The organism is Streptomyces sp. NPDC002088 (assembly GCF_040296605.1).
Lineage (GTDB): Bacteria > Actinomycetota > Actinomycetes > Streptomycetales > Streptomycetaceae > Streptomyces.
The window spans coordinates 306,235-326,719 of sequence record NZ_JBEOXO010000010.1; the positions used below are offsets into that span (position 1 = coordinate 306,235).

The following is a 20,485-nucleotide window of genomic DNA, read 5'->3' on the forward strand; positions in this document are numbered from 1 at the left end:
ACCCGTCCCCCCATTACGTTTTGACTACGCTGTTTCTGACTGCGCTGAAGCACCCGTCAGCCCGAGCAGCAGCACCCGGGTGAAGCTCCGCACCCATTCCGCGTCCGCCGGTTCCGCGCTCACCAGGGTGCGGTGCACCACCGCGCCCGCGACCACGTCGAAGATCAGGTCGACCGTGCGGGCCGCCTCCCCGGGGTCCGTCTCGGGGGGCAGTTCGCCGCGGGCCTGGGCGCGGGCGCGGCCCGCGAGGACCAGACGCTTCTGGCGGTCGACGATCGACGAGCGGATGCGCTCCCGCAGCGCGTCGTCCCTCGTCGACTCCGCGACCACCGCCATCAGTCCGCTCTTCGCCTCCGGCCGGGCCAGGATCGCCGCGAACTGCAGCACCACGCCCTCGATGTCGGCGGCCAGGCTGCCCCGGTCGGGGAGCTCCAGCTCGTCGAAGAGTTCGGCGACCGCGTCGACCACGAGTTCGTGCTTGCCCGCCCAGCGGCGGTAGAGCGTCGTCTTCGCGACCCCCGCCCGCGTCGCCACGTCTCCCAACGTGAGCTTGGACCAGCCCAGTTCGACCAGAGCCTCCCGTGTCGCGGCCAGGATCGCGGTGTCCGCGGCGGCGCTGCGCGGGCGTCCGGTACGGCTGACTGGGGTGCGGCTCTGCATCCGACGACCATAACCGGCGGGTCCTGTGGGGCCGTGAGGGAGATCACCGAGGGGTGGTGTTCCGGAGGCACTCAGTGCCATTACGCTACGACTCGTAGCGAAAGCTCGTGACGGACGTACACGGGCGACGACCACATGGCGTGGGGTGGGGACCCGGCGCCGAACAGCACACGGCCAGGCCCGTCATTGACGACGTTTTTCACCATGAGTGGGAACGGGGGAGGATAGACGCATGCAGCCACGGAACATGTCCATGAGCGGCGTCGTCGACCTCGCCGCGGTGAAGGCGGCCCAGGAGGCCAAGGCCAAGGCCGAGCAGACGCGCGCCGAAGCGGCCCGCCAGGGCGGGGCGGGAGCCGTCTCCCCGGCCGACCTCGTCATCGACGTCGACGAGGCCTCCTTCGAAAACGAAGTCCTCCAGCGCTCCGCCGAGGTACCGGTCGTCATCGACTTCTGGGCGGAGTGGTGCCAGCCCTGCAAGCAGCTGAGCCCCGTCCTCGAGCGGCTCGCCGTCGAGTACAACGGGCGCTTCCTGCTCGCCAAGATCGACGTCGACGCCAACCAGATGCTGATGCAGCAGTTCGGGATCCAGGGGATCCCGGCCGTCTTCGCCGTCGTGGCGGGGCAGGCGCTGCCGCTCTTCCAGGGGGCGGCCGGTGAGGAGCAGATCCGGCAGACCCTCGACCAGTTGGTGCAGGTCGCCGAGGAGCGCTTCGGCCTGACCGGCCTGACCGTCGACGCGGACGCCGAGCCGGGCGGCCGGCCGGCCCCCGAGGTGCCGGAGGGGCCGTACGACGCGCTCCTCGAGGCCGCCGTCCGGGCGCTGGACGCGGGCGACCTGGGCGGGGCCGTCCAGGCGTACAAGAACGTACTGAGTGACGACCCGGGGAACATGGAGGCCAAACTCGGGCTCGCCCAGGCCGAGTTGCTCCAGCGGGTGCAGGGCCTCGACCCGCAGCAGGTGCGCAAGGACGCGGCCGGCAAGCCGAAGGACGTGCAGGCGCAGATCGCCGCCGCCGACCTGGATCTCGTCGGCGGGCATGTCGAGGACGCGTTCGGGCGGCTGATCGAGACCGTGCAGCGGACGGCGGGGGAGGACCGGGACGCCGTACGGCTGCGGCTGCTGGAGCTGTTCGAGGTCGTCGGGGCCGAGGACCCGCGGGTGGCGGCGGCGCGACGGGCGCTGGCGCGCGCCCTGTTCTGAGCGGGGCGGAGGCCGGTTCCGGGCGGGGCGGAAGCCCCGTTCTGACCTGTCGCTAAACGCCAGGGCATGTGATGCCCGAGTGAAAGATTTGCCGACGAGACGCCACTGCGGCCGCGCTTTACCAAATCTTGGTAATCGCGGCCGCTGTTACTGCGAGTAAGTCCGGGGCGTTGTTCTGTCGGATTCTGTCCGATGATCAACTACTTTGTTCCCCCCTTGAGTGCCACCCTGCGTCGCGGGTCGAGACCTGTGGGTCGTTGTTCGGTTATCCGGCCGTTACTAGCCAGTAACGAACCCCCTTGTGCGGGCGGCGAGAATGCACCACGATCGGCGACGCTCGGTCCATTCCCGTACCCCGACAGCCGGTTGGGGCGACGGGACACTGTGGGTCCCCACCGGGCAGAGCCGACGGCAGTGGCGTCGGCTCTTGGACAGGGGGGTCTTCGCCCGACGGCGAAGCCTGTCCGGCAGGGTTGTGCGTGATGTGTGTCAGGCGCGACCAGTGGTTGTCGCTCGGGGGTGATCGCCGGTGATTCGGGCGCGGTTCGCGCCACCGAGTGCAGGCGCTCCCCTTCCCGAGGACGTAGCACTTCTCCCATCCCTGCCCGGCCGAGCCGCCGACTAGGGGCGAGCCGGGGGCAGGCGATGTACGTCCGAGAAGGAGGAAATATGGAGTCCCAGGTGCGTGGCGGGACCAGATGGAAGCGGTTCGCTGTGGTCATGGTGCCCAGCGTTGCCGCCACGGCGTGTATAGGTGTCGCCCTCGCGCAGGGTGCACTGGCCGCGTCGTTCAGTGTGTCGGGCCAGTCGTTCAAGGTGACGGCGAAGGAGCTCCACGGCAACGGCTTCGCGCAGTACGGGGCGATCGACTCCGGTTACACGCTGACCGGTGAGAAGACCGCTCACCCGGTCGCGGTGTCGTCGTTCAAGACTGCCACCATCCAGAAGATGTGCCAGTCGGTCGTCACGCCGAACATCCCGCTGCTCGGGTCCGTCACCCTGACGCTGACGGCAGGTGACAGCAGCGACCCGGAGAAGCAGGTCTCGGCCGACAACCTGTTCATCGACGTCGAGGACCTCGGCGCCGACAAGGCCGTGTTCACCGGCATCGACATCGGTGTGGCCGCGGGCAACACGGGTCCCGTCGCCATGGAGGGCCAGGACGCCGGCAAGAGCACGGGCATGAAGGGTGGCAAGGAGCAGGCCAACCCTTACGGCTTCGCCCAGCAGGCGACGAAGGCGGACCTGTACGGCGTGAAGCAGACGGCGTGGGCGACCACCGCCGGAACCTTCACCCTTCCCGGCCTCAGCATGAAGCTGTCCAAGGGGTCCAACGAGTGCTACTAGGCACTCCGTGACAGGCGGGGGAGCTGCAAGGCGCCCCCGCCCGTCACCTCCGCCCGACTTCGCAACACCCCGCATCCCTCCATCGCAGTACCACCCTCACCACAGCAAACGCCGCACCAGGGAGCTGTTTTCCATGAGCGCCGAGACTCCTGCCGCACCGGGCCAGTTCACTCGCCGGAGGCTGCAGTTCCGCGCCTGGCGGGGAACTCGACCGTTCTGGGCCGGTCTGTTCGTCATGATCGGCGGCTTTCCGATCATGTACTTCCCGTACGCGCACCTCCAGGTCGGCCATCTGACGCTGGCGATGTCCACCACCGCGGGCGCCGGGTCGCTGATCATCGGCGTCCTGCTCGTCGTTCTGGGCATCAGTCTCTGGTTCCAGAAGCATGTACAGGTCTTCGCGGGTGTCGCGGCGATCCTGCTGGGGCTGGTGTCCCTTCCCGTGTCCAACTTCGGCGGCTTCATCGTCGGCTTCCTGTTCGCCCTCGTCGGCGGCGCGATGGCCGTGTCGTGGGCGCCCGGCGCGCCGCCCGAGGCGGAGCCGGCGCAGGAGTCCGACACCGGGGCGGGCGACTCCCCCGAGAACGCGGTGACCGACGGCGGCACTCCCGCGGGCGGTGCGTACGACGCCTCGTACGGCGAGGGCCCGGACTTCACCAAGGGCCCTGGCGGAACGGGCGAGACGAACGATCTGTCAGGAACGATCCCGGCCAACGGGGCGAACGGGAGGCACAGTGTCGGCTGACGAGGTGACTCACGGGATTGACGCGGACGCGTCGCTTGTGAGAACCGGGCCGCGCCACGCGGCTCCCAAGAAGCCGCTGTTCACCAGGTTCCACGTGCCGGCCGGCAAGGCGATAGCCCTGGCGGCGATGCCGACGGCGGTCCTCATGGGAATGGGGCTCACGCCGACGCTCGCCCTCGCCGACGACCAGCCGACGTCCACCAGCCAGGCGGCCGAGGAGTACAAGGACTGCGTCGCGGCCCTCGCGGACTCCACGGATGCCTCGGCATCGGCCTCGCCGTCGCCGTCCGCGTCGGCGAGCGCCAGTGAGTCGGCCGACTCCAAGACGGACGACAGCACGGACTCGGGGTCGAAGTCCTCGGACTCCTCGGACACGTCGGGCACGTCCTCTTCGTCGGATTCAGGTTCCGACGACAAGGCCGAGCCCACGCCGTCGCAGTCGTCCTCCGCGAGCGACTCGTCCGCGTCCGGCAGCAGCGATACGAGTACGGCGTCGCCCTCGGCGTCCGAGACCAGCGACAACCTGCTGGACACCATCGGGGACACGCTCAAGGACGTCTTCACCGGAGGCAGCGGCTCCACGGAGAGCGCGAGCGCCACCCCGTCGCCGTCCGCATCGTCGTCGGCGAGCGAGGACAGCTCCTCCTCGGACGAGAGCGTGTCCGACACCGTCAAGGACACGACCGAGAAGCTCACCGACACGGTGAACGACACCGTGAAGGACACCACCGACACGGTGTCCAAGGCGGCCGAGGACACCACCGAAGCGGTGGAGAAGGCGGCGGAGGACGCCACCGCGTCCCCGAGCCCCTCGGCGAGCTCCACCACGGACCCCGACGACTGCGCGGCCGCCACGGACGCGGAAGGCGGAGTCGACAACAAGATGCCGCTGCCCGACAACCCCTGGTACCTGAACGCCAGTTCACTGACGCTGAAGGGTGCCTCCTACAAGGGCATCGTCAAGGTCAAGACCGCCAACGGCACGGTCAAGGAGGTCCTGAAGTACGTCATCTCCGACGGGACGGACATCGGCGACCTGCACCAGACGGTGAAGGACGAGCAGTCGGGCAAGACGTACCACGTGCAGGCGGGCAAGGGCACCACGTCCACGATCACCGACGGCGACACGATCATGTACACCGAGAGCATCTCGGGCAACCTGTTCGGTCTGATCCCGATCACGTTCAGCCCGGAGAACCCGCCGCCGCTGGACCTTCCGCTGATCTACTTCACCAACGTGAAGGTCCAGCAGGCCGGCCAGTTCGGTGGCACGCTGACCGTCCCGGGGATGCACCAGTACATCACCGACTGACGGTCCCACAGAGCCCGTTCGGGAGCCGCACGGACTGAGGGCGCCCCCTGGTGACCAGGGGGCGCCCTCAGTGCCGTACAGCCGTGTCCGCGGCCTTACTTGCCGCTCTCGCCCAGGTGGTGGACCCGGACCATGTTGGTGGTGCCGGGGACGCCGGGCGGGGAGCCGGCCGTCATGACCACGATGTCGCCCGTGTCGAAGCGGTTGAGCTTGATGAGCTCCTGGTCGACCAGGGCGACCATCTCGTCGGTGCTGTTCACGAACGGCACGATGTGCGACTCCACGCCCCAGCTGAGCGCGAGCTGGTTGCGGGTGCCCTCGTCGGTGGTGAAGGCGAGGATCGGCTGGGAGGCGCGGTAGCGGGAGAGACGGCGCGCGGTGTCACCGGACTTGGTGAAGGCCACCAGGCCCTTGCCGCCGAGGAAGTCGGCGATCTCGCAGGCGGCGCGGGCGACCGAACCACCCTGCGTGCGCGGCTTCTTGCCGGGGACCAGGGGCTGCAGGCCCTTGGACAGCAGTTCCTCCTCGGCCGCCTTGACGATCTTCGACATCGTCTTGACGGTCTCGATCGGGTACGCGCCCACCGACGACTCCGCCGACAGCATGACCGCGTCCGCGCCGTCCAGGATCGCGTTGGCGACGTCGGAGGCCTCGGCGCGGGTCGGGCGGGAGTTGGTGATCATCGACTCCATCATCTGGGTCGCGACGATCACCGGCTTGGCGTTGCGCCGGCACAGCTCGATCAGGCGCTTCTGCACCATGGGGACCTTCTCGAGCGGGTATTCGACGGCGAGGTCACCACGGGCGACCATCACGGCGTCGAACGCCATCACGACGTCCTCCATGTTCTCCACCGCCTGCGGCTTCTCCACCTTGGCGATGACGGGGACCCGGCGGCCCTCCTCGTCCATCACCCGGTGGACGTCGGCCACGTCCTTGGCGTCGCGGACGAAGGACAGCGCGACCATGTCGCAGCCCATGCGCAGCGCGAAGCGGAGGTCCTCGATGTCCTTCTCGGACAGCGCGGGCACGTTCACGGCCGCGCCCGGGAGGTTGATGCCCTTGTGGTCGGAGACGACACCGCCCTCGATGACGATCGTCTTCACCCGCGGGCCCTCGACGTCCAGCACCTTCAGCTCGACGTTGCCGTCGTTGATCAGGATCTGGTCGCCGCGCGAGACGTCGCCCGGCAGGCCCTTGTACGTCGTTCCGCAGATGTGCTTGTCGCCCGGCACGTCCTCGGTCGTGATGACGAACTCGTCACCGCGCTCCAGCTCCACGGGACCCTCGGCGAAGGTCTCCAGACGGATCTTCGGGCCCTGGAGGTCGGCGAGCACACCGATGGCCCGGCCGGTCTCCTTGGCGGCGGCCCGGACGCGGTCGTACCGCGCCTGGTGCTCGGCGTGGGTGCCATGACTGAAGTTGAACCGGGCCACATTCATGCCGGCCTCGATCATGGCGACCAGCATCTCGTGGGAGTCGACCGCGGGGCCGAGAGTACAGACGATTTTCGAACGGCGCATGGGGCGATCCTATCGGTTTGTTTCGCTCCGGAATATTCCGTCTGGCGGAAGATACAAATGGGCGGGACCGTGCTCAGGCGTGTATTACTCGCCGGTATTACTCGTCGGCTGTTGCTCAGCTGTTCTTTCCGACCAGCGCGTAGGTCTGTGTGGCGATCTCCAGTTCCTCGTCGGTCGGCACCACGGCGACCGCCACCCGCGCACCGGCGGGCGAGATCAGCCGCGGCTCGTCGGCACGTACGGCGTTCAGTTCGGCGTCGACCGCCGGGCCCAGTCCCTCCAGCCCCGCGATCGCGGCCTCCCGCACAGGCGCCGCGTTCTCGCCGACCCCGGCGGTGAAGGCGATCGCGTCCACCCGGCCGAGCACCGCGAAATAGGCGCCGATGTACTTCTTGAGCCGGTGAATGTAAATGTCGAAGGCGAGCCGGGCCTCTTCGTCACCCTCGTCGATCCGCCGGCGGATCTCGCGCATGTCATTGTCCCCGCACAGGCCGAACAGACCGCTCCTCTTGTTGAGAAGAGTGTCGATCTCGTCCATGGACATTCCGCCAACACGCGCCAAATGGAAGATGACCGCCGGATCCAGATCACCGGATCGCGTACCCATCACGAGCCCCTCCAAAGGCGTCAGTCCCATGGAGGTGTCCACGCACCGGCCCTGCTCGACCGCCGACGCCGAGGCGCCGTTGCCGAGGTGCAGCACGATCACGTTCACCTCCGACGGGTCCTTGCCCAGCAGCCGCGCGGTCTCCCGGGAGACGTACGCGTGCGAGGTGCCGTGGAAGCCGTAGCGGCGGATACGGTGGCGGTCCGCGATCTTCGGGTCGATCGCGTAGCGCGCCGCGGCCTCCGGCATGGTCGTGTGGAACGCCGTGTCGAAGACGGCGACCTGCGGCAGGTCGGGGCGCAGCGCCTGGGCGGTGCGGATACCGGTGAGGTTGGCCGGGTTGTGCAGCGGCGCGACGGGGATCAGCCGCTCGATCTCGGCGAGCACCTCGTCGTCGATCACGGTGGGCTCGGTGAAGAACATGCCGCCGTGCACGACCCGGTGTCCGATCGCGGCCAGCTCCGGTGAGTCCAGGCCGAGGCCGTCCCTGGTCAGCTCCTCGGCGACCGCCTTGAGAGCCGCGTCGTGGTCGGCGATCGGGCCGGTGTGCTCGCGGGTGTCACCGGTGGTGAGGCAGGTGTGCTTCAGCCGGGAGGTCTGCTCGCCGATGCGCTCGACCAGGCCCACCGCCAGTCGGCTGCTGTCCCCCATGTCCAGCAACTGGTACTTCACCGACGAGGAGCCGGAGTTGAGGACGAGGACACGGGTAGGACTCACTGGGCGGTTGCCTTCTCGCTAGGGGTCTGGGCCTGGATCGCCGTGATGGCGACGGTGTTGACGATGTCCTGGACGAGCGCGCCGCGGGACAGGTCGTTGACGGGCTTGCGCAGACCCTGCAGGACCGGGCCGACGGCGATCGCGCCGGCCGAGCGCTGCACGGCCTTGTAGGTGTTGTTGCCGGTGTTGAGGTCCGGGAAGATCAGCACGCTGGCCTGACCGGCCACTTCGGACCCGGGCAGCTTGGTCGCGGCGACGGTCGGCTCCACGGCCGCGTCGTACTGGATGGGCCCCTCGATCTTCAGGTCGGTACGGCGGGAACGGACGAGGTCGGTGGCCTCCCGCACCTTGTCGACGTCGGCGCCCGAGCCGGACGTACCGGTCGAGTACGACAGCATCGCGATCCGCGGCTCCACGCCGAACTGCTCGGCGGTGGCGGCGGACTGGATGGCGATGTCGGCGAGCTGCTCGGCGTTCGGGTCGGGGTTCACGGCGCAGTCGCCGTAGACGAGGACCTTGTCGGCGAGGCACATGAAGAAGACGGACGAGACGATGTCGGCGTCCGGCCTGGTCTTGATGATCTCGAAGGCGGGCCGGATGGTGGCGGCCGTGGAGTGCACGGAGCCGGACACCATGCCGTCGGCGAGGCCCTCCTGCACCATCAGTGTCCCGAAGTAGTTCACGTCGCTGACCACGTCGTACGCCAGCTCGACGGTCATGCCCTTGTGGGCGCGCAGCTTGGCGTACTTCTCGGCGAAGGCGTCGCGCAGTTCGCTGGTGGCCGGGTCGATCAGCTGGCAGCCGCCCAGGTCGATGCCCAGGTCGGCGGCCTTCTTGCGGATCTGGTCTTCGGGGCCGAGGAGGGTCAGGTCGCACACCCCCCGGCGCAGCAGCACCTCGGCGGCGTGCAGGACACGCGGCTCGGTGCCCTCGGGGAGGACGACCCGCCGCAGGTCGGAACGGGCCTGCTCCAGCAGCTTGTGTTCGAACATCATCGGTGTGACCCGGTCGCTGCTCGGCGCGGAGACGCGCCCCAGCAGGCCGGCGGTGTCGACGTGCCGCTCGAACAGGCCGAGCGCGGTCTCGGCCTTGCGCGGGGTGGCCGCGTTCAGCTTCCCCTCCAGGGAGAAGAGTTCGGCGGCGGTGGGGAAACTGTTGCCGGCCACCGAGAGCACCGGGGTGCCGGGGGCGAGGCGGGCGGCGAGGGTGAGGACCTCGTCGCTGGGCACTTCGTCGAGAGTGAGCACCATGCCGGCTATCGGCGGGGTGCCGGCGCTGTGCGCGGCCAGCGAGCCGACGACGAGGTCGGCGCGGTCGCCGGGGGTCACGACGAGGCAGCCGGGCGTCAGGGCGGTCAGCAGGTTCGGCAGCATGGCGCCGCCGAAGACGAAGTCCAGGGCGTCCCGAGCCAGCCCCGAGTCGTCGCCGAGGAGCACCTTGGCGCCGAGGGCGTGGGAGATCTGGGCGACGGTGGGGGCGGACAGGGCCGGCTCGTCGGGGAGGACGTAGCAGGGGACGGGGAGGCGTGAGTCGAGCCGCCGGGCGATCTCGGCCCGCTCTCCCCTGGCGACCCGGTTGGTGACCATGGCGAGGATGTCGCAGCCGAGCCCGTCGTACGCCCGGTAGGCGTTGCGCGTCTCGGCGAGCACGGACTCGGCCGGCTGCTTCCGCCCGCCCACGACGGGGATGACCGACGCCCCGAACTCGTTGGCGAGCCGGGCGTTGAGGGACAGCTCGTCCGGGAGCTGGGTGTCGGCGAAGTCGGTACCGAGGACGAGGACGACGTCGTAGTCGCGGGCGACGAGGTGGAAGCGGTCGACCAGCGTCGACACCAGCTCGTCCGTCCCCTGCTCGGCCTGGAGGGCGGACGCCTCGTGGTAGTCCATGCCGTAGACCGTCGCCGGGTCCTGGGACAGCCGGTAGCGGGCGCGCAGCAGTTCGAACATGCGATCGGGGCCGTCGTGGACGAGCGGACGGAACACGCCCACCCGGTCGACCTGCCGGGTCAGGAGCTCCATGACTCCCAGCTCGACGACCTGACGGCCGTCGCCGCGGTCGATCCCGGTCACGTACACGCTGCGCGTCACGTGTGCTCTCCGTTTCGTCTCTGTCTGCTTCGTCTGCTCTGTCTGTGTGGATTCGGCCATGTAGTGCACGGATTCATCCACGTACAAAAATCGCCCACCGAGGTGAGCAGAACCCTCTTGACAATACCTCTGCGGCTGGATAAGGCGCCCGTCAAGTCCGATGGTCCCGTGAGGGTCCGACAGGGCCGATCGGGACGGCCCGCACGGAAGCGACACCGTCCTGAGGGCCATGAAACAATCGGACTGGCTCACCGGTGTCAACAGCGAGCAGGAGACACAGCACGATGCGTATCGGAATTCTCACCGCAGGCGGCGACTGCCCTGGCCTGAACGCAGTGATCCGGTCGGTCGTGCACCGAGCGGTCGCACAGTACGGCGACGAGGTCATCGGCTTCGAGGACGGCTACCGCGGCCTGCTCGACGGCCACTACCGCACCCTCGACCTCGACGGAGTCAGCGGCATCCTGGCCCGCGGCGGCACCATCCTCGGCTCCTCCCGCCTGGAGCGCGACCGCCTGCGCGAGGCCTGCGAGAAGGCGACCGACATCGCCCGCGACTTCGGCATCGACGCTCTCATCCCGATCGGCGGCGAGGGCACCCTGACGGCGGCGCGGATGCTGTCCGACGCCGGTCTGCCGGTGGTCGGCGTTCCGAAGACCATCGACAACGACATCTCGTCGACGGACCGGACGTTCGGTTTCGACACGGCGGTCGGCGTCGCCACGGAGGCGATGGACCGCCTGAAGACCACGGCCGAGTCCCACCAGCGGGTGATGGTCGTCGAGGTCATGGGCCGGCACGCAGGCTGGATCGCGCTGGAGTCGGGCATGGCGGCGGGTGCGCACGGCATCTGTCTGCCCGAGCGGCCCTTCGACCCGGCCGACCTGGTGAAGATGGTCGAGGAGCGCTTCGCCCGGGGCAAGAAGTTCGCCGTCGTGTGCGTGGCCGAGGGCGCGCACCCCGCCGAGGGCACCATGGACTACGGCAAGGGCGCGATCGACCAGTTCGGCCACGAGCGCTTCCAGGGCATCGGTACGGCACTGGCGTACGAGCTGGAGCGACGCCTCGGCAAGGAGGCCAAGCCGGTCATCCTCGGCCACATCCAGCGCGGCGGTACGCCGACCGCGTACGACCGGGTGCTGGCGACGCGGTTCGGCTGGCACGCGGTGGAGGCGGCGCACCGGGGTGACTTCGGGAAGATGACGGCGCTGCGCGGGACGGACGTCGTGATGGTCCCGCTGGCGGAGGCGGTCACCGAGCTGAAGACGGTGCCGAAGGACCGCATGGACGAGGCGGAGTCGGTCTTCTAAGACCTTTCCCGGGACCTTCCTCAGGGCCTTTGTGGACCTCTGGGACCCTTTCGGGCCTTTCCAGGGCCCGTCCGGGCGGGCCTCGACGGCGGTCCAGAAGTGCTCGACGATCCGGTCGAGGAAGTCGCGGCCGCTGCCGCCGGAGTCGGCGGCGGCCGCCGTGCTAGGTCGGCGCACGGGGCACAACATAGGGGGATGGGAGTGTGATGACTACGGGGTGTTCGGCCAGGATTACGGATTGTAGGAAAATACATCCCGCCCGTTGACGTCTCACCCCGTCTCTCCTACCTCCCCCGCTCCACCCCCCGGACCCACCGATAGACCAGCTCAGGCCTGCCCACCTGCCCGTACAACGGCTTCCGCTCGGCCCGCCCCGCCTCCACCAGATGCTCCAGATACCGCCGAGCCGTGATCCGTGAGATCCCCACCGCCTCCGCGACCCCCGCCGCGGTGAGCCCCTCCTCGGCCTCTCGCAGTGCTCCCGTCACCCGCTCCAGCGTGGGCGCGCTCAGGCCCTTCGGCAGGGCGGCCGGTCCCGGTGCCCGCAGCGTGGCCAGCGCCCGGTCCACCTCGTCCTGCCCGCTCGCCTCGCCCGCAGCGCGACGGAACTCCGCGTACCGCACCAGCCGGTCCCGCAGGGTCGCGAAGGTGAACGGCTTCAGGACGTACTGCACGACACCGAGCGACACCCCCTCCCGTACGACGGTCAGGTCCCGTGCCGACGTCACCGCGATGACGTCCGCGTGGTACCCGGCCGCGCGCAGCGACCGGGCCAGCTGCAAGCCGTGTGCGTCCGGCAGATGCAGGTCCAGGAGCAGCAGGTCCACGGCCGTGCGGTCCAGCAGCCGCCGAGCCTCCGCGCCCGTGTGCGCCTTGCCGACGGCCACGAAACCCGGCACCCGGCCCACGTACATCACATGCGCGTCCGCCGCGACGGGGTCGTCCTCCACGACGAGGACCCGGATGGGCTGTTCAGTCGTCACGCGCCGCCTCCGGAAACCGTGCTTCCGGAAACCGTGCTTCCGGAAACCGCGCCCTCGGAAACCCCGTCTCCAGAGTCCGCGCCTTCCGACCCGGCGCCCGTCCGCAGCGGCAACCGCGCCACGAACTCCGCCCCACCCCCGTCGGCCTCCGCCACCGACAGCACACCCTCGTGCCGCGTCACCGCCTGCCGTACGAGAGCCAGGCCCAGGCCCCGTCCGCCCGGGCCCGCGGGCTTCGTCGAGAAGCCACGCTGGAAGACCAGCTCGGCATGGGCCGGGTCCACGCCCGCCCCCGTGTCCGAGACGCGCAGGACCAGGTCCGTCGCCTCCGTGTACGCCGTCACCGTCACCCGTGCCCGCCCGCTGCCCTGCGCCGCGTCCACGGCGTTGTCGATCAGGTTCCCGAGGATGGTGACCAGATCCCGCGCGGGCAAGGTCTCCGGCAGCACCGCGTCGTCGAGGTCGCTCTCCTCCGACACCACCAGCTCCACGCCCCGCTCGTTCGCCTGGGCCGTCTTGCCCAGCAGCAGCGCCGCCAGCACCGGCTCGCTCACCGCCGCCACGACCTGGTCGGTCAGTGCCTGCGCCAGTTCCAGTTCGGCCGTCGCGAACTCCACGGCCTCCTCCGCCCGGCCCAGCTCGATGAGGGACACGACCGTGTGCAGACGGTTCGCCGCCTCGTGCGCCTGTGAGCGCAGTGCCTGCGTGAAGCCCCGCTCGGAGTCCAGCTCGCCCATCAGGGACTGGAGTTCCGTCACGTCCCGCAACGTCACCACCGTGCCCCGGTGTTCGCCGCCCGACACCGGTGAGGTGTTCACCACCAGCACCCGTCGCGCGGTCAGGTGCACCTCGTCCACCCTCGGCTCCGACGCCAGCAGCGCCCCGGTCAGCGGCGCGGGCAGGCCCAGCTCCGCCACCGACCGGCCCACCACCTCGCCCGACACCCCGAGCAGCTCCTGCCCGCCGTCGTTGATCAGCGCCACCCGGTACTGCCCGTCCAGCATCAGCAGCCCCTCGCGCACGGCGTGCAGGGCGGCCTGGTGGTAGTCGTGCATACGGCTGAGCTCGGCCGCGTTCATGCCGTGGGTGTGGCGGCGCAGATGGGCGTTGATGACGTAGGTGCCGATCGCGCCGAGGGCGAGCGCGCCCGCCGCGACGCCGAGCAGGGCCGTGACCTGGTCCTGCACCCGCGCGCTGATCGCCTCGACCTTGATGCCCGCGCTGACCAGGCCGATGACCCGCTTGTCGTCGTCCTCGATGGGGGTGACCGCGCGGACCGAGGCGCCGAGGGTGCCGGTGTAGGTCTCGGTGAAGGTCTCGTGCTTCAGGGCGCGGGCGGTGTTGCCCCGGAAGCGCCGGCCGATCTCGTCCTGGTCGGGGTGGGTCCAGCGGATGCCCTGCGGGTCCATGATCGTGACGAAGTCGACGTCGGTGTCGCGCATGACCCGCAGCGCGTACGGCTGGAGCTGGGCCGTCGGGTCGGCGGTGTGGATGGCCGCATGGACCGAGGGGGCGTCGGCGACCGACCGGGCCACCGCCGTGGCCTGCCGGCCGGCCGCGTCCTCGGCCTGGCTGCGGTCGCTGACGTACGTGAACAGCGCGTACCCGGCGACGACGACCGCTATCAGCACGGCCTGCATCGCGAAGAGCTGCCCTGCCAGGCTGCGGGGTCTCGGGACGGGTATGCGCATGTCGTCAGTGTGCCTTCCACGTTAAGCGTGAACTAAATGAACGGAAGGGTGACCGCCCTCACAGCGCGCGAGATGCTCACCGCATTCCCCCTATCTCCCGGGAGCCCCGCTCCCACATCCCCCGGACGTGAGCCGCACGCCGGTGATGCCGACGAAGACGTCAAGGAGGGCAGCCGTGGCCGCCAGCACCCCCGATACGGCACCTGCCGCACCCGCCGCGAAGCGGGACCGCACGCAATATCTGTACATAGCCGTGATCGTCGCCGTGGCCCTCGGCATCGCCGTGGGCCTGATCTGGCCCGACGCCGGGGTCGAGCTCAAGCCGCTGGGTACGGGCTTCGTGAACCTGATCAAGATGATGATCTCGCCGATCATCTTCTGCACGATCGTGCTCGGGATCGGGTCCGTCCGCAAGGCCGCCAAGGTCGGGGCCGTCGGCGGTATCGCGCTCGGCTACTTCCTGGTGATGTCGCTCGTCGCGCTCGCCATCGGTCTTGTCGTCGGCAACGTCCTGCACCCCGGTGACGGGCTGCACCTGACCGAGGCGCTCAAGCAGACCGGGCACGCCCAGGTGTCCAGCGAGGCGCTGCCGCCCGTCGAGTTCGTGCTGTCGATCATCCCGCTGACCTTCGTCTCGGCCTTCACCGAGGGGCAGGTGCTGCAGACCCTGCTCGTCGCGCTGCTCGCCGGATTCGCGCTCCAGGCGATGGGGCCCGTCGGCCAGCCGGTGCTGCGAGGCATCGAGCACATCCAGCGGCTCGTCTTCCGCATCCTCGCCATGGTGATGTGGGCCGCCCCGATCGGTGCCTTCGGCGCCATCGCCGCCGTGACCGGTTCGGCCGGTCTGGACGCGCTCAAGAGCCTCGCCGTGCTGATGCTCGGCTTCTACGTGACGTGCTTCCTGTTCGTCTTCATCGTGCTCGGCGCGCTGCTGCGGATCATCACCGGCCTGAACATCTTCTCGCTGTTCAAGTACCTGGCCCGGGAGTTCCTGCTGATCCTGTCCACCTCCTCCTCCGAGTCCGCGCTGCCGCGGCTCATCGCGAAGATGGAGCACCTGGGCGTCAGCAAGCCGGTGGTCGGCATCACCGTCCCGACCGGCTACTCCTTCAACCTCGACGGCACGATGATCTACATGACCATGGCGTCGCTGTACATCGCGGACGCCCTGGGTACGCCGATGTCGGTCGGCGAGCAGATCCCGCTGCTGCTGTTCCTGCTCCTCGCCTCCAAGGGCGCGGCGGGCGTCAGCGGCGCAGGCCTGGCCACGCTGGCCGGTGGTCTGCAGTCCCACAAGCCCGCGCTGGTGGACGGCGTCGGCCTCATCGTCGGCATCGACCGCTTCATGAGCGAGGCCCGCGCCCTGACGAACTTCGCGGGCAACGCCGTCGCCACCGTCCTGATCGGCACCTGGACGAAGGAGATCGACAAGGGCCGCGTCCGGCAGGTGCTCGCCGGTGAGCTGCCCTTCGACGAGCGGACGCTGCTGGACGAGAGTGACGCCGCTTCGGCCGACGCCGACGTGCCCGAGCCGCGCGGGGGCGACGAGAAGGAACTCGCCAAAGCCTGACGTTCCCGACGTCCGAGGCGCCCGCACTCCCGGCGTCCGGCCCGGCCTGAACCCGGGCCGGGCCGCCCGGCTCACGGACACCGGGCGGCTGAGCAGCTCCCCCGTGGCTCAGCCGCCCGGTTTTTCATGCTCTCGTCCCCGGTGCGGCGGAAGCCGCTGCTGCCGCCGACGCCGTCTGCGGACTGAGCGCTTGCCTTGACGTCGGCGTCAAGGCTTACGTTCGTACGCATGCGAATCGGCGAGCTGGCCGCACGGGCCGGAACTACCACGCGGACGCTGCGGTACTACGAGTCGCGGGGGCTGCTGCCCGCGCGGCGGGACGATCACGGGCACCGGTCCTACGACGAGCGCGACCTGAAGCTGCTGCGGCAGATCAGGACGCTCCAGGACTTCGGGTTCGACCTGGAGGAGACCCGGCCCTTCGTGGAGTGCCTGCGGGCCGGGCACCCCGAGGGGGACTCGTGCCCGGCGTCGCTCGCGGTCTATCGGCGCAAGCTGGACGAGCTCGACGCACTGATCGGCGAGCTCCGGGCGGTGCGGGCGCAGGTCGGCGACCAGTTGGCGAAGGCCGAGCAGGCGCGGACCGAGCTGGCCGCCGAGGCGCTGGTTCCGGGCGGTCCGGAACCCCGGTGTGAACTGGGAGGGCAGGAACGGTGATCAAGGCAGACGGTGTGGCCGAGGTGACGGACGAGGACTTCGAGGCGGAGGTGATCGGCTCGGATCTGCCGGTGCTGGTGCAGTTCACGGCCGACTGGTGCGGGCCGTGCCGGCAGCTCGGGCCGGTACTGAGGGACATCGCCTTCGAGGAGGGGGACCGGATCAGGATCGTCCAGCTGGACGTGGACCGGAACCCGCAGACCACCATCGCCTACGGCGTGTTGTCGACGCCCACGCTCATGGTGTTCCGCGCCGGCGAGCCCGTGAAGTCGATGGTGGGCGCCCGGCCCAAGCGACGGCTGCTGGAGGAGCTGTCCGACGTGCTCTGACCCGGCGCAATACGGCTCATTGACACAAGAAATCCCCCGAGCAATTGCGCTCGGGGGATTTCTTTGCGTATATTCAATGGTTCGCGACTTCAAGGGGATCGGGTCGCGAAGAAGTTCAGTGAGCAGAGTATATCCGGGCGGGAGTGGAATTGTCAAACAGCGGTTTTCCACACAGTGAAGACATCGAATTGCGCGGCGAGCAGGAATTCATCGATGCCCTGTACGCGCGCGTGGACGCCCTGCGTGGGGACACCGAGGCCGGCGTCACGGACGCGCTCGCGCAGGGCAACACGCCCATGCAGGCCCGGCTGGAGCGGGACATCCTGGTCGCCGAGCGCTCGGGGCTGCTCGCTGCGCTGAACGCCGTGGACGGTTCACTCTGCTTCGGCCGGATCGACCTGACCTCGGGCACGAGCCACCACATCGGCCGCATCGGCCTGCGCACCGACGACGCCGAGCGCACGCCGATCCTGATCGACTGGCGTGCGGACGTCGCCCGCCCCTTCTACCTGGCCACCGGCCACACCCCGATGGGCCTGCGCCGGCGTCGGCACCTCACCACCAGCGGCCGTACGGTGACCGCTCTGCACGACGAGATCCTCGACCTGGGGGACCAGGAAAGGACCGGCCACGAGGACCCGACCGGCGACGCCGTGCTGCTCGCCGCGCTCGACTCCGCCCGCACCGGCCGCATGAACGACATCGTGCAGACCATCCAGGCCGAGCAGGACGAGATCATCCGGGCGCCGCACCGCGGGGTGCTGGTCGTCGAGGGCGGCCCCGGTACCGGAAAGACGGCCGTGGCCCTGCACCGGGCCGCGTATCTGCTCTACGAACACCGGGAGTTGCTCGCCAAGCGTGCCGTCCTGATCGTCGGCCCCAACCCCGCCTTCCTCGGCTACATCGGCGAGGTGCTGCCCTCGCTCGGCGAGACGGGCGTGCTGCTGGCGACGGTCGGGGAGCTGTTCCCCGGCGTGAAGGCGACGGCGACCGACACCCGCGAGGCGGCCGCCGTGAAGGGCCGCGCCGACATGGCGGACGTCCTCGCCGACGTCGTACGCGACTGGCAGGCGCTGCCCGACCCGGTGATCGCGATCGAGCACGACCGCGAGGTCCTGATGCTCGACGACGGCCTGGTGAACGTCGCCCGCGAGCGCACCCGCGCCGCCGGACTGCCGCACAACGTGGCGCGCGAGCACTTCGAGGGCCACATCCTCAACACGCTCACCGACATGGTCGCCGAACGCATCGGCACGGACCCGTTCGACGGCACGAACCTGCTGGACCCGAGCGACATCACGCAGATCCGCGACGAACTCGCCGAGAACCCTGAGGTCTGGGCCGCGATCGACCAGCTGTGGCCGCGTCTGACGCCGCAGCGCCTGGTCGTGGACTTCCTCGCCGACCCGGTGGGCTACGTCTGCGACGAGGACGCCAACGCCATCCGTCGCCCGGTGACGCGGGCGTGGACCGTCGCGGACGTACCGCTGCTGGACGAGGCGGCCGAGCTGCTCGGCGTGGACGAGCGGGTGGCGCGGGCGCGGGCGGAGCGCGAGCGGGAGACGCAGGTCGCCTACGCGCAGGGCGTGCTGGACGTGTCGTACGCCTCGCGCACCTACGAGTTCGAGGACATCGACGAGGAGGACTCCGAGGTCCTGTCCGCGCACGACATCATCGACGCCGAGCGGTTCGCCGAGCGGCACGAGGAGGACGATCACCGCAGCGCCGCCGAGCGCGCGGCGGCCGACCGGACCTGGGCGTTCGGGCACATCATCGTCGACGAGGCGCAGGAGCTGTCGCCGATGGCGTGGCGGCTGCTCATGCGGCGCAGTCCGACCCGCTCGATGACCCTGGTCGGCGACCCGGCGCAGACCGCGGAGGCGGCGGGCGTCGGCTCGTGGCAGAAGATCCTCGAGCCGTACGTCCAGGACCGCTGGGAGCACACCCGCCTCGGCGTCAACTACCGCACGCCCGCCGAGATCATGGAGCTCGCCGCGGCCGTGGTGCGCGCCGAGCAGCCCGGCTTCGAGCCGCCGAGTTCGGTCCGCTCGACGGGCGTACGGCCGTGGGTGCGCGCCACCGACGACCTGCCCGGCGCCGTCGCCAAGGCGGTCGGGGAACTGACCCCCGCCGAGGGGCGGCTCGCGGTCATCGCCCCGCGCCACCTGCACCGGAAGCTGGCCGCACGGCTGGACGGGGTGACGGCGGGCGCGGAGCCGGACCTGACGCAGACCGTCGTCCTGCTCGACCCCCGCCAGTCGAAGGGACTCGAATTCGACTCCGTGCTGGTGGTGGAGCCAGGGCTGTACGGCACGAGCGATCTGTATGTGGCACTGACGCGGGCGACCCAGCGGCTGGGGGTGCTGCACAGCCGGGCACTGCCGAAGGCGCTGGCCGACGCGTACGCGTGACCAGGGATGTTCGCCGGACGGGCGGAAAGAGCCCGTCCGGCGTTCGAGGAGGCTAGGCCGGGCGCAGCCACACCGTGGCGAGTGGCGGCAGGGTCAGGCGGATGCTCGCCGGGCGACCGTGCCAGGGCTGGGGTTCCGGTTTGACCGGGTCGGGGTTGGTGACGTCGCTGCCGCCGTATGCCGCCGCGTCGGTGTTGAGGGTCTCGTGCCAGGCGGGGACGTCGTCGGGGACGCCGAGGCGGTAGTCGTGGCGGACCACGGGGGAGAAGTGGGAGACCGCGAGGAGGGGGGTTCCCTCGGCGTCGTACCTCACGAAGGCGATGACGTTGTCCTCGGCCGCGTCGCCGACGAGCCACTGGAAGCCGTCGGGTTCGGTGTCGCGTTGCCAGAGGGCGGGGGTGTGGTGGTAGACGGTGTTGAGGTCGCGGACGAGGTCGCGTACGCCTCGGTGGTCGGCCTCCGCGCCGTACGCCGGGTCGAGCAGCCACCAGTCGGGGCCGTGGGCCTCCGACCACTCCGCGCCCTGGGCGAACTCCTGGCCCATGAAGAGGAGTTGCTTGCCGGGGTGGGCCCACATGAAGGCCAGATAGGCGCGGAGGTCGGCCCGCTGCTGCCACCAGTCGCCCGGCATCTTCGACACCAGTGAGCGTTTGCCGTGCACCACCTCGTCGTGGGAGATGGGCAGGACGTAGTTCTCGCTGTACGCGTACACCATCGAGAAGGTCATCTCGTTGTGGTGGTACTTGCGGTGCACCGGCTCGTGGCCGACGTAGTCCAGCGAGTCGTGCATCCAGCCCATGTTCCACTTCAGACCGAAACCCAGGCCCCCGAAGCCGCCCGGGCCCATGTGGTGCGTCGCGCGCGTGACTCCGTCCCAGGCCGTGGACTCCTCCGCGATCGTCACCACGCCCGGCACCCGCCGGTAGACCGTCGCGTTCATCTCCTGGAGGAACGCCACCGCGTCCAGGTTCTCCCGGCCGCCGTGCACGTTCGGGATCCACTGCCCCGGCTCGCGCGAGTAGTCGAGGTAGAGCATCGACGCCACCGCGTCCACGCGCAGGCCGTCGATGTGGAACTCCTCGCACCAGTACACGGCGTTGGCGACCAGGAAGTTGCGCACCTCGCGGCGGCCGTAGTCGAACTCCAGCGTGCCCCAGTCGGGGTGGGCGGAGCGGAGAGGGTCCTCGTGTTCGTACAGGGGCCGGCCGTCGAACTCGGCCAGTGCCCAGTCGTCGCGCGGGAAGTGCGCGGGGACCCAGTCCATGAGGACGCCGATGCCGGCCCGGTGCAGGGCGTCGATCAGGAACTTGAAGTCGTCGGGCGTGCCCAGGC

16 protein-coding genes are annotated in these 20,485 nt (G+C 69.8%); 9 read left to right on the top strand and 7 right to left on the bottom strand.

Translation table 11 applies throughout. The features are described from left to right. Window positions 1–24: 24 nt before the first annotated feature. Complete coding sequence (locus ABT114_RS23550) at window positions 25–660, bottom strand: TetR/AcrR family transcriptional regulator (RefSeq protein ID WP_351144795.1); 636 nt, start codon at window positions 658–660, stop codon at window positions 25–27. Window positions 661–892: 232 nt separating this feature from the next. On the opposite strand from ABT114_RS23550, the gene ABT114_RS23555 reads away from it, so the two are divergent. The 4 genes from ABT114_RS23555 to ABT114_RS23570 all read left to right on the top strand — a co-directional run bounded on the left by ABT114_RS23555 (window position 893) and on the right by ABT114_RS23570 (window position 5,268). Next, window positions 893–1,864: a tetratricopeptide repeat protein gene (locus ABT114_RS23555; protein ID WP_351144796.1), complete on the top strand. Its 972-nt coding sequence runs from the start codon at window positions 893–895 to the stop codon at window positions 1,862–1,864. A gap of 669 nt (window positions 1,865–2,533) precedes the next feature. Then, window positions 2,534–3,211: a DUF6230 family protein gene (locus ABT114_RS23560; RefSeq protein WP_351144797.1), complete on the top strand. Its 678-nt coding sequence runs from the start codon at window positions 2,534–2,536 to the stop codon at window positions 3,209–3,211. A gap of 133 nt (window positions 3,212–3,344) precedes the next feature. Continuing rightward, the gene (locus tag ABT114_RS23565) at window positions 3,345–3,956 is read left to right on the top strand and encodes a DUF6114 domain-containing protein (protein WP_351144798.1); all 612 of its coding nucleotides are present in this window, start codon (window positions 3,345–3,347) and stop codon (window positions 3,954–3,956) included. Continuing rightward, window positions 3,946–5,268, top strand: coding sequence for a hypothetical protein (locus ABT114_RS23570; RefSeq protein ID WP_351144799.1), 1,323 nt, complete (start codon window positions 3,946–3,948; stop codon window positions 5,266–5,268). Before ABT114_RS23565 ends, ABT114_RS23570 begins: the two co-directional genes overlap by 11 nt. A gap of 95 nt (window positions 5,269–5,363) precedes the next feature. On the opposite strand, the gene pyk is transcribed toward ABT114_RS23570, so the two are convergent. The 3 genes from pyk to pta all read right to left on the bottom strand — a co-directional run bounded on the left by pyk (window position 5,364) and on the right by pta (window position 10,202). Further along, window positions 5,364–6,791 (bottom strand): pyruvate kinase, encoded by a 1,428-nt coding sequence (gene pyk / locus ABT114_RS23575; RefSeq protein ID WP_351144800.1) that lies wholly within the window; start codon window positions 6,789–6,791, stop codon window positions 5,364–5,366. A 115-nt stretch (window positions 6,792–6,906) separates the two neighbouring features. Continuing rightward, on the bottom strand, window positions 6,907–8,115 hold the full coding sequence (locus tag ABT114_RS23580) for an acetate kinase (protein WP_351144801.1): 1,209 nt from the start codon (window positions 8,113–8,115) through the stop codon (window positions 6,907–6,909). Next, entirely contained in the window at window positions 8,112–10,202 is a 2,091-nt protein-coding gene (gene pta / locus ABT114_RS23585; RefSeq protein WP_351144802.1) for a phosphate acetyltransferase, read from the bottom strand. Before pta ends, ABT114_RS23580 begins: the two co-directional genes overlap by 4 nt. A 284-nt stretch (window positions 10,203–10,486) precedes the next feature. Here pta and ABT114_RS23590 point away from each other — a divergent pair, with 284 nt between their 5' ends. Then, window positions 10,487–11,512: an ATP-dependent 6-phosphofructokinase gene (locus ABT114_RS23590; RefSeq protein ID WP_351144803.1), complete on the top strand. Its 1,026-nt coding sequence runs from the start codon at window positions 10,487–10,489 to the stop codon at window positions 11,510–11,512. 284 nt (window positions 11,513–11,796) lie between these two features. On the opposite strand, the gene ABT114_RS23595 is transcribed toward ABT114_RS23590, so the two are convergent. Together ABT114_RS23595 and ABT114_RS23600 are read right to left on the bottom strand one after the other, a co-directional pair. Continuing rightward, window positions 11,797–12,495 (bottom strand): response regulator, encoded by a 699-nt coding sequence (locus ABT114_RS23595; protein WP_351144804.1) that lies wholly within the window; start codon window positions 12,493–12,495, stop codon window positions 11,797–11,799. Beyond that, a complete protein-coding gene (locus ABT114_RS23600) occupies window positions 12,492–14,186 on the bottom strand; it encodes a sensor histidine kinase (protein WP_351144805.1) in 1,695 nt (564 codons plus the stop codon). Before ABT114_RS23600 ends, ABT114_RS23595 begins: the two co-directional genes overlap by 4 nt. 145 nt (window positions 14,187–14,331) lie before the next feature. Between ABT114_RS23600 and ABT114_RS23605 the strand changes: the two genes are divergently transcribed. The 4 genes from ABT114_RS23605 (at window position 14,332) to ABT114_RS23620 (ending at window position 19,153) form a co-directional block, all read left to right on the top strand. Next, a complete protein-coding gene (locus ABT114_RS23605; protein ID WP_351144825.1) occupies window positions 14,332–15,756 on the top strand; it encodes a cation:dicarboxylate symporter family transporter in 1,425 nt (474 codons plus the stop codon). Between the two features lie 228 nt (window positions 15,757–15,984). After that, a complete protein-coding gene (locus tag ABT114_RS23610) occupies window positions 15,985–16,413 on the top strand; it encodes a MerR family transcriptional regulator (RefSeq protein WP_351144806.1) in 429 nt (142 codons plus the stop codon). Beyond that, window positions 16,410–16,742, top strand: coding sequence for a thioredoxin (gene trxA / locus ABT114_RS23615; RefSeq protein ID WP_351144807.1), 333 nt, complete (start codon window positions 16,410–16,412; stop codon window positions 16,740–16,742). Before ABT114_RS23610 ends, trxA begins: the two co-directional genes overlap by 4 nt. A 188-nt stretch (window positions 16,743–16,930) precedes the next feature. Next, window positions 16,931–19,153, top strand: coding sequence for a HelD family protein (locus tag ABT114_RS23620; RefSeq protein ID WP_351144808.1), 2,223 nt, complete (start codon window positions 16,931–16,933; stop codon window positions 19,151–19,153). Between the two features lie 52 nt (window positions 19,154–19,205). Here the strand turns inward: ABT114_RS23620 and glgB are convergent. Then, on the bottom strand, window positions 19,206–20,485 hold a 1,280-nt coding region (glgB, locus tag ABT114_RS23625; protein WP_351144809.1), incomplete at its 5' end, for a 1,4-alpha-glucan branching enzyme.

Excerpts from the sequence above, each read along its gene's own strand:
- ABT114_RS23550 (WP_351144795.1), bottom strand. The coding sequence starts at position 660 with ATGCAGAGCCGCACCCCAGTCAGCCGTACCGGACGCCCGCGCAGCGCC.
- ABT114_RS23555 (WP_351144796.1), top strand. The coding sequence starts at position 893 with ATGCAGCCACGGAACATGTCCATGAGCGGCGTCGTCGACCTCGCCGCG.
- ABT114_RS23560 (WP_351144797.1), top strand. The coding sequence starts at position 2,534 with ATGGAGTCCCAGGTGCGTGGCGGGACCAGATGGAAGCGGTTCGCTGTG.
- ABT114_RS23565 (WP_351144798.1), top strand. The coding sequence starts at position 3,345 with ATGAGCGCCGAGACTCCTGCCGCACCGGGCCAGTTCACTCGCCGGAGG.
- pyk (WP_351144800.1), bottom strand. The coding sequence starts at position 6,791 with ATGCGCCGTTCGAAAATCGTCTGTACTCTCGGCCCCGCGGTCGACTCC.
- ABT114_RS23590 (WP_351144803.1), top strand. The coding sequence starts at position 10,487 with ATGCGTATCGGAATTCTCACCGCAGGCGGCGACTGCCCTGGCCTGAAC.
- ABT114_RS23600 (WP_351144805.1), bottom strand. The coding sequence starts at position 14,186 with ATGCGCATACCCGTCCCGAGACCCCGCAGCCTGGCAGGGCAGCTCTTC.
- ABT114_RS23605 (WP_351144825.1), top strand. The coding sequence starts at position 14,332 with ATGCCGACGAAGACGTCAAGGAGGGCAGCCGTGGCCGCCAGCACCCCC.
- ABT114_RS23610 (WP_351144806.1), top strand. The coding sequence starts at position 15,985 with ATGCGAATCGGCGAGCTGGCCGCACGGGCCGGAACTACCACGCGGACG.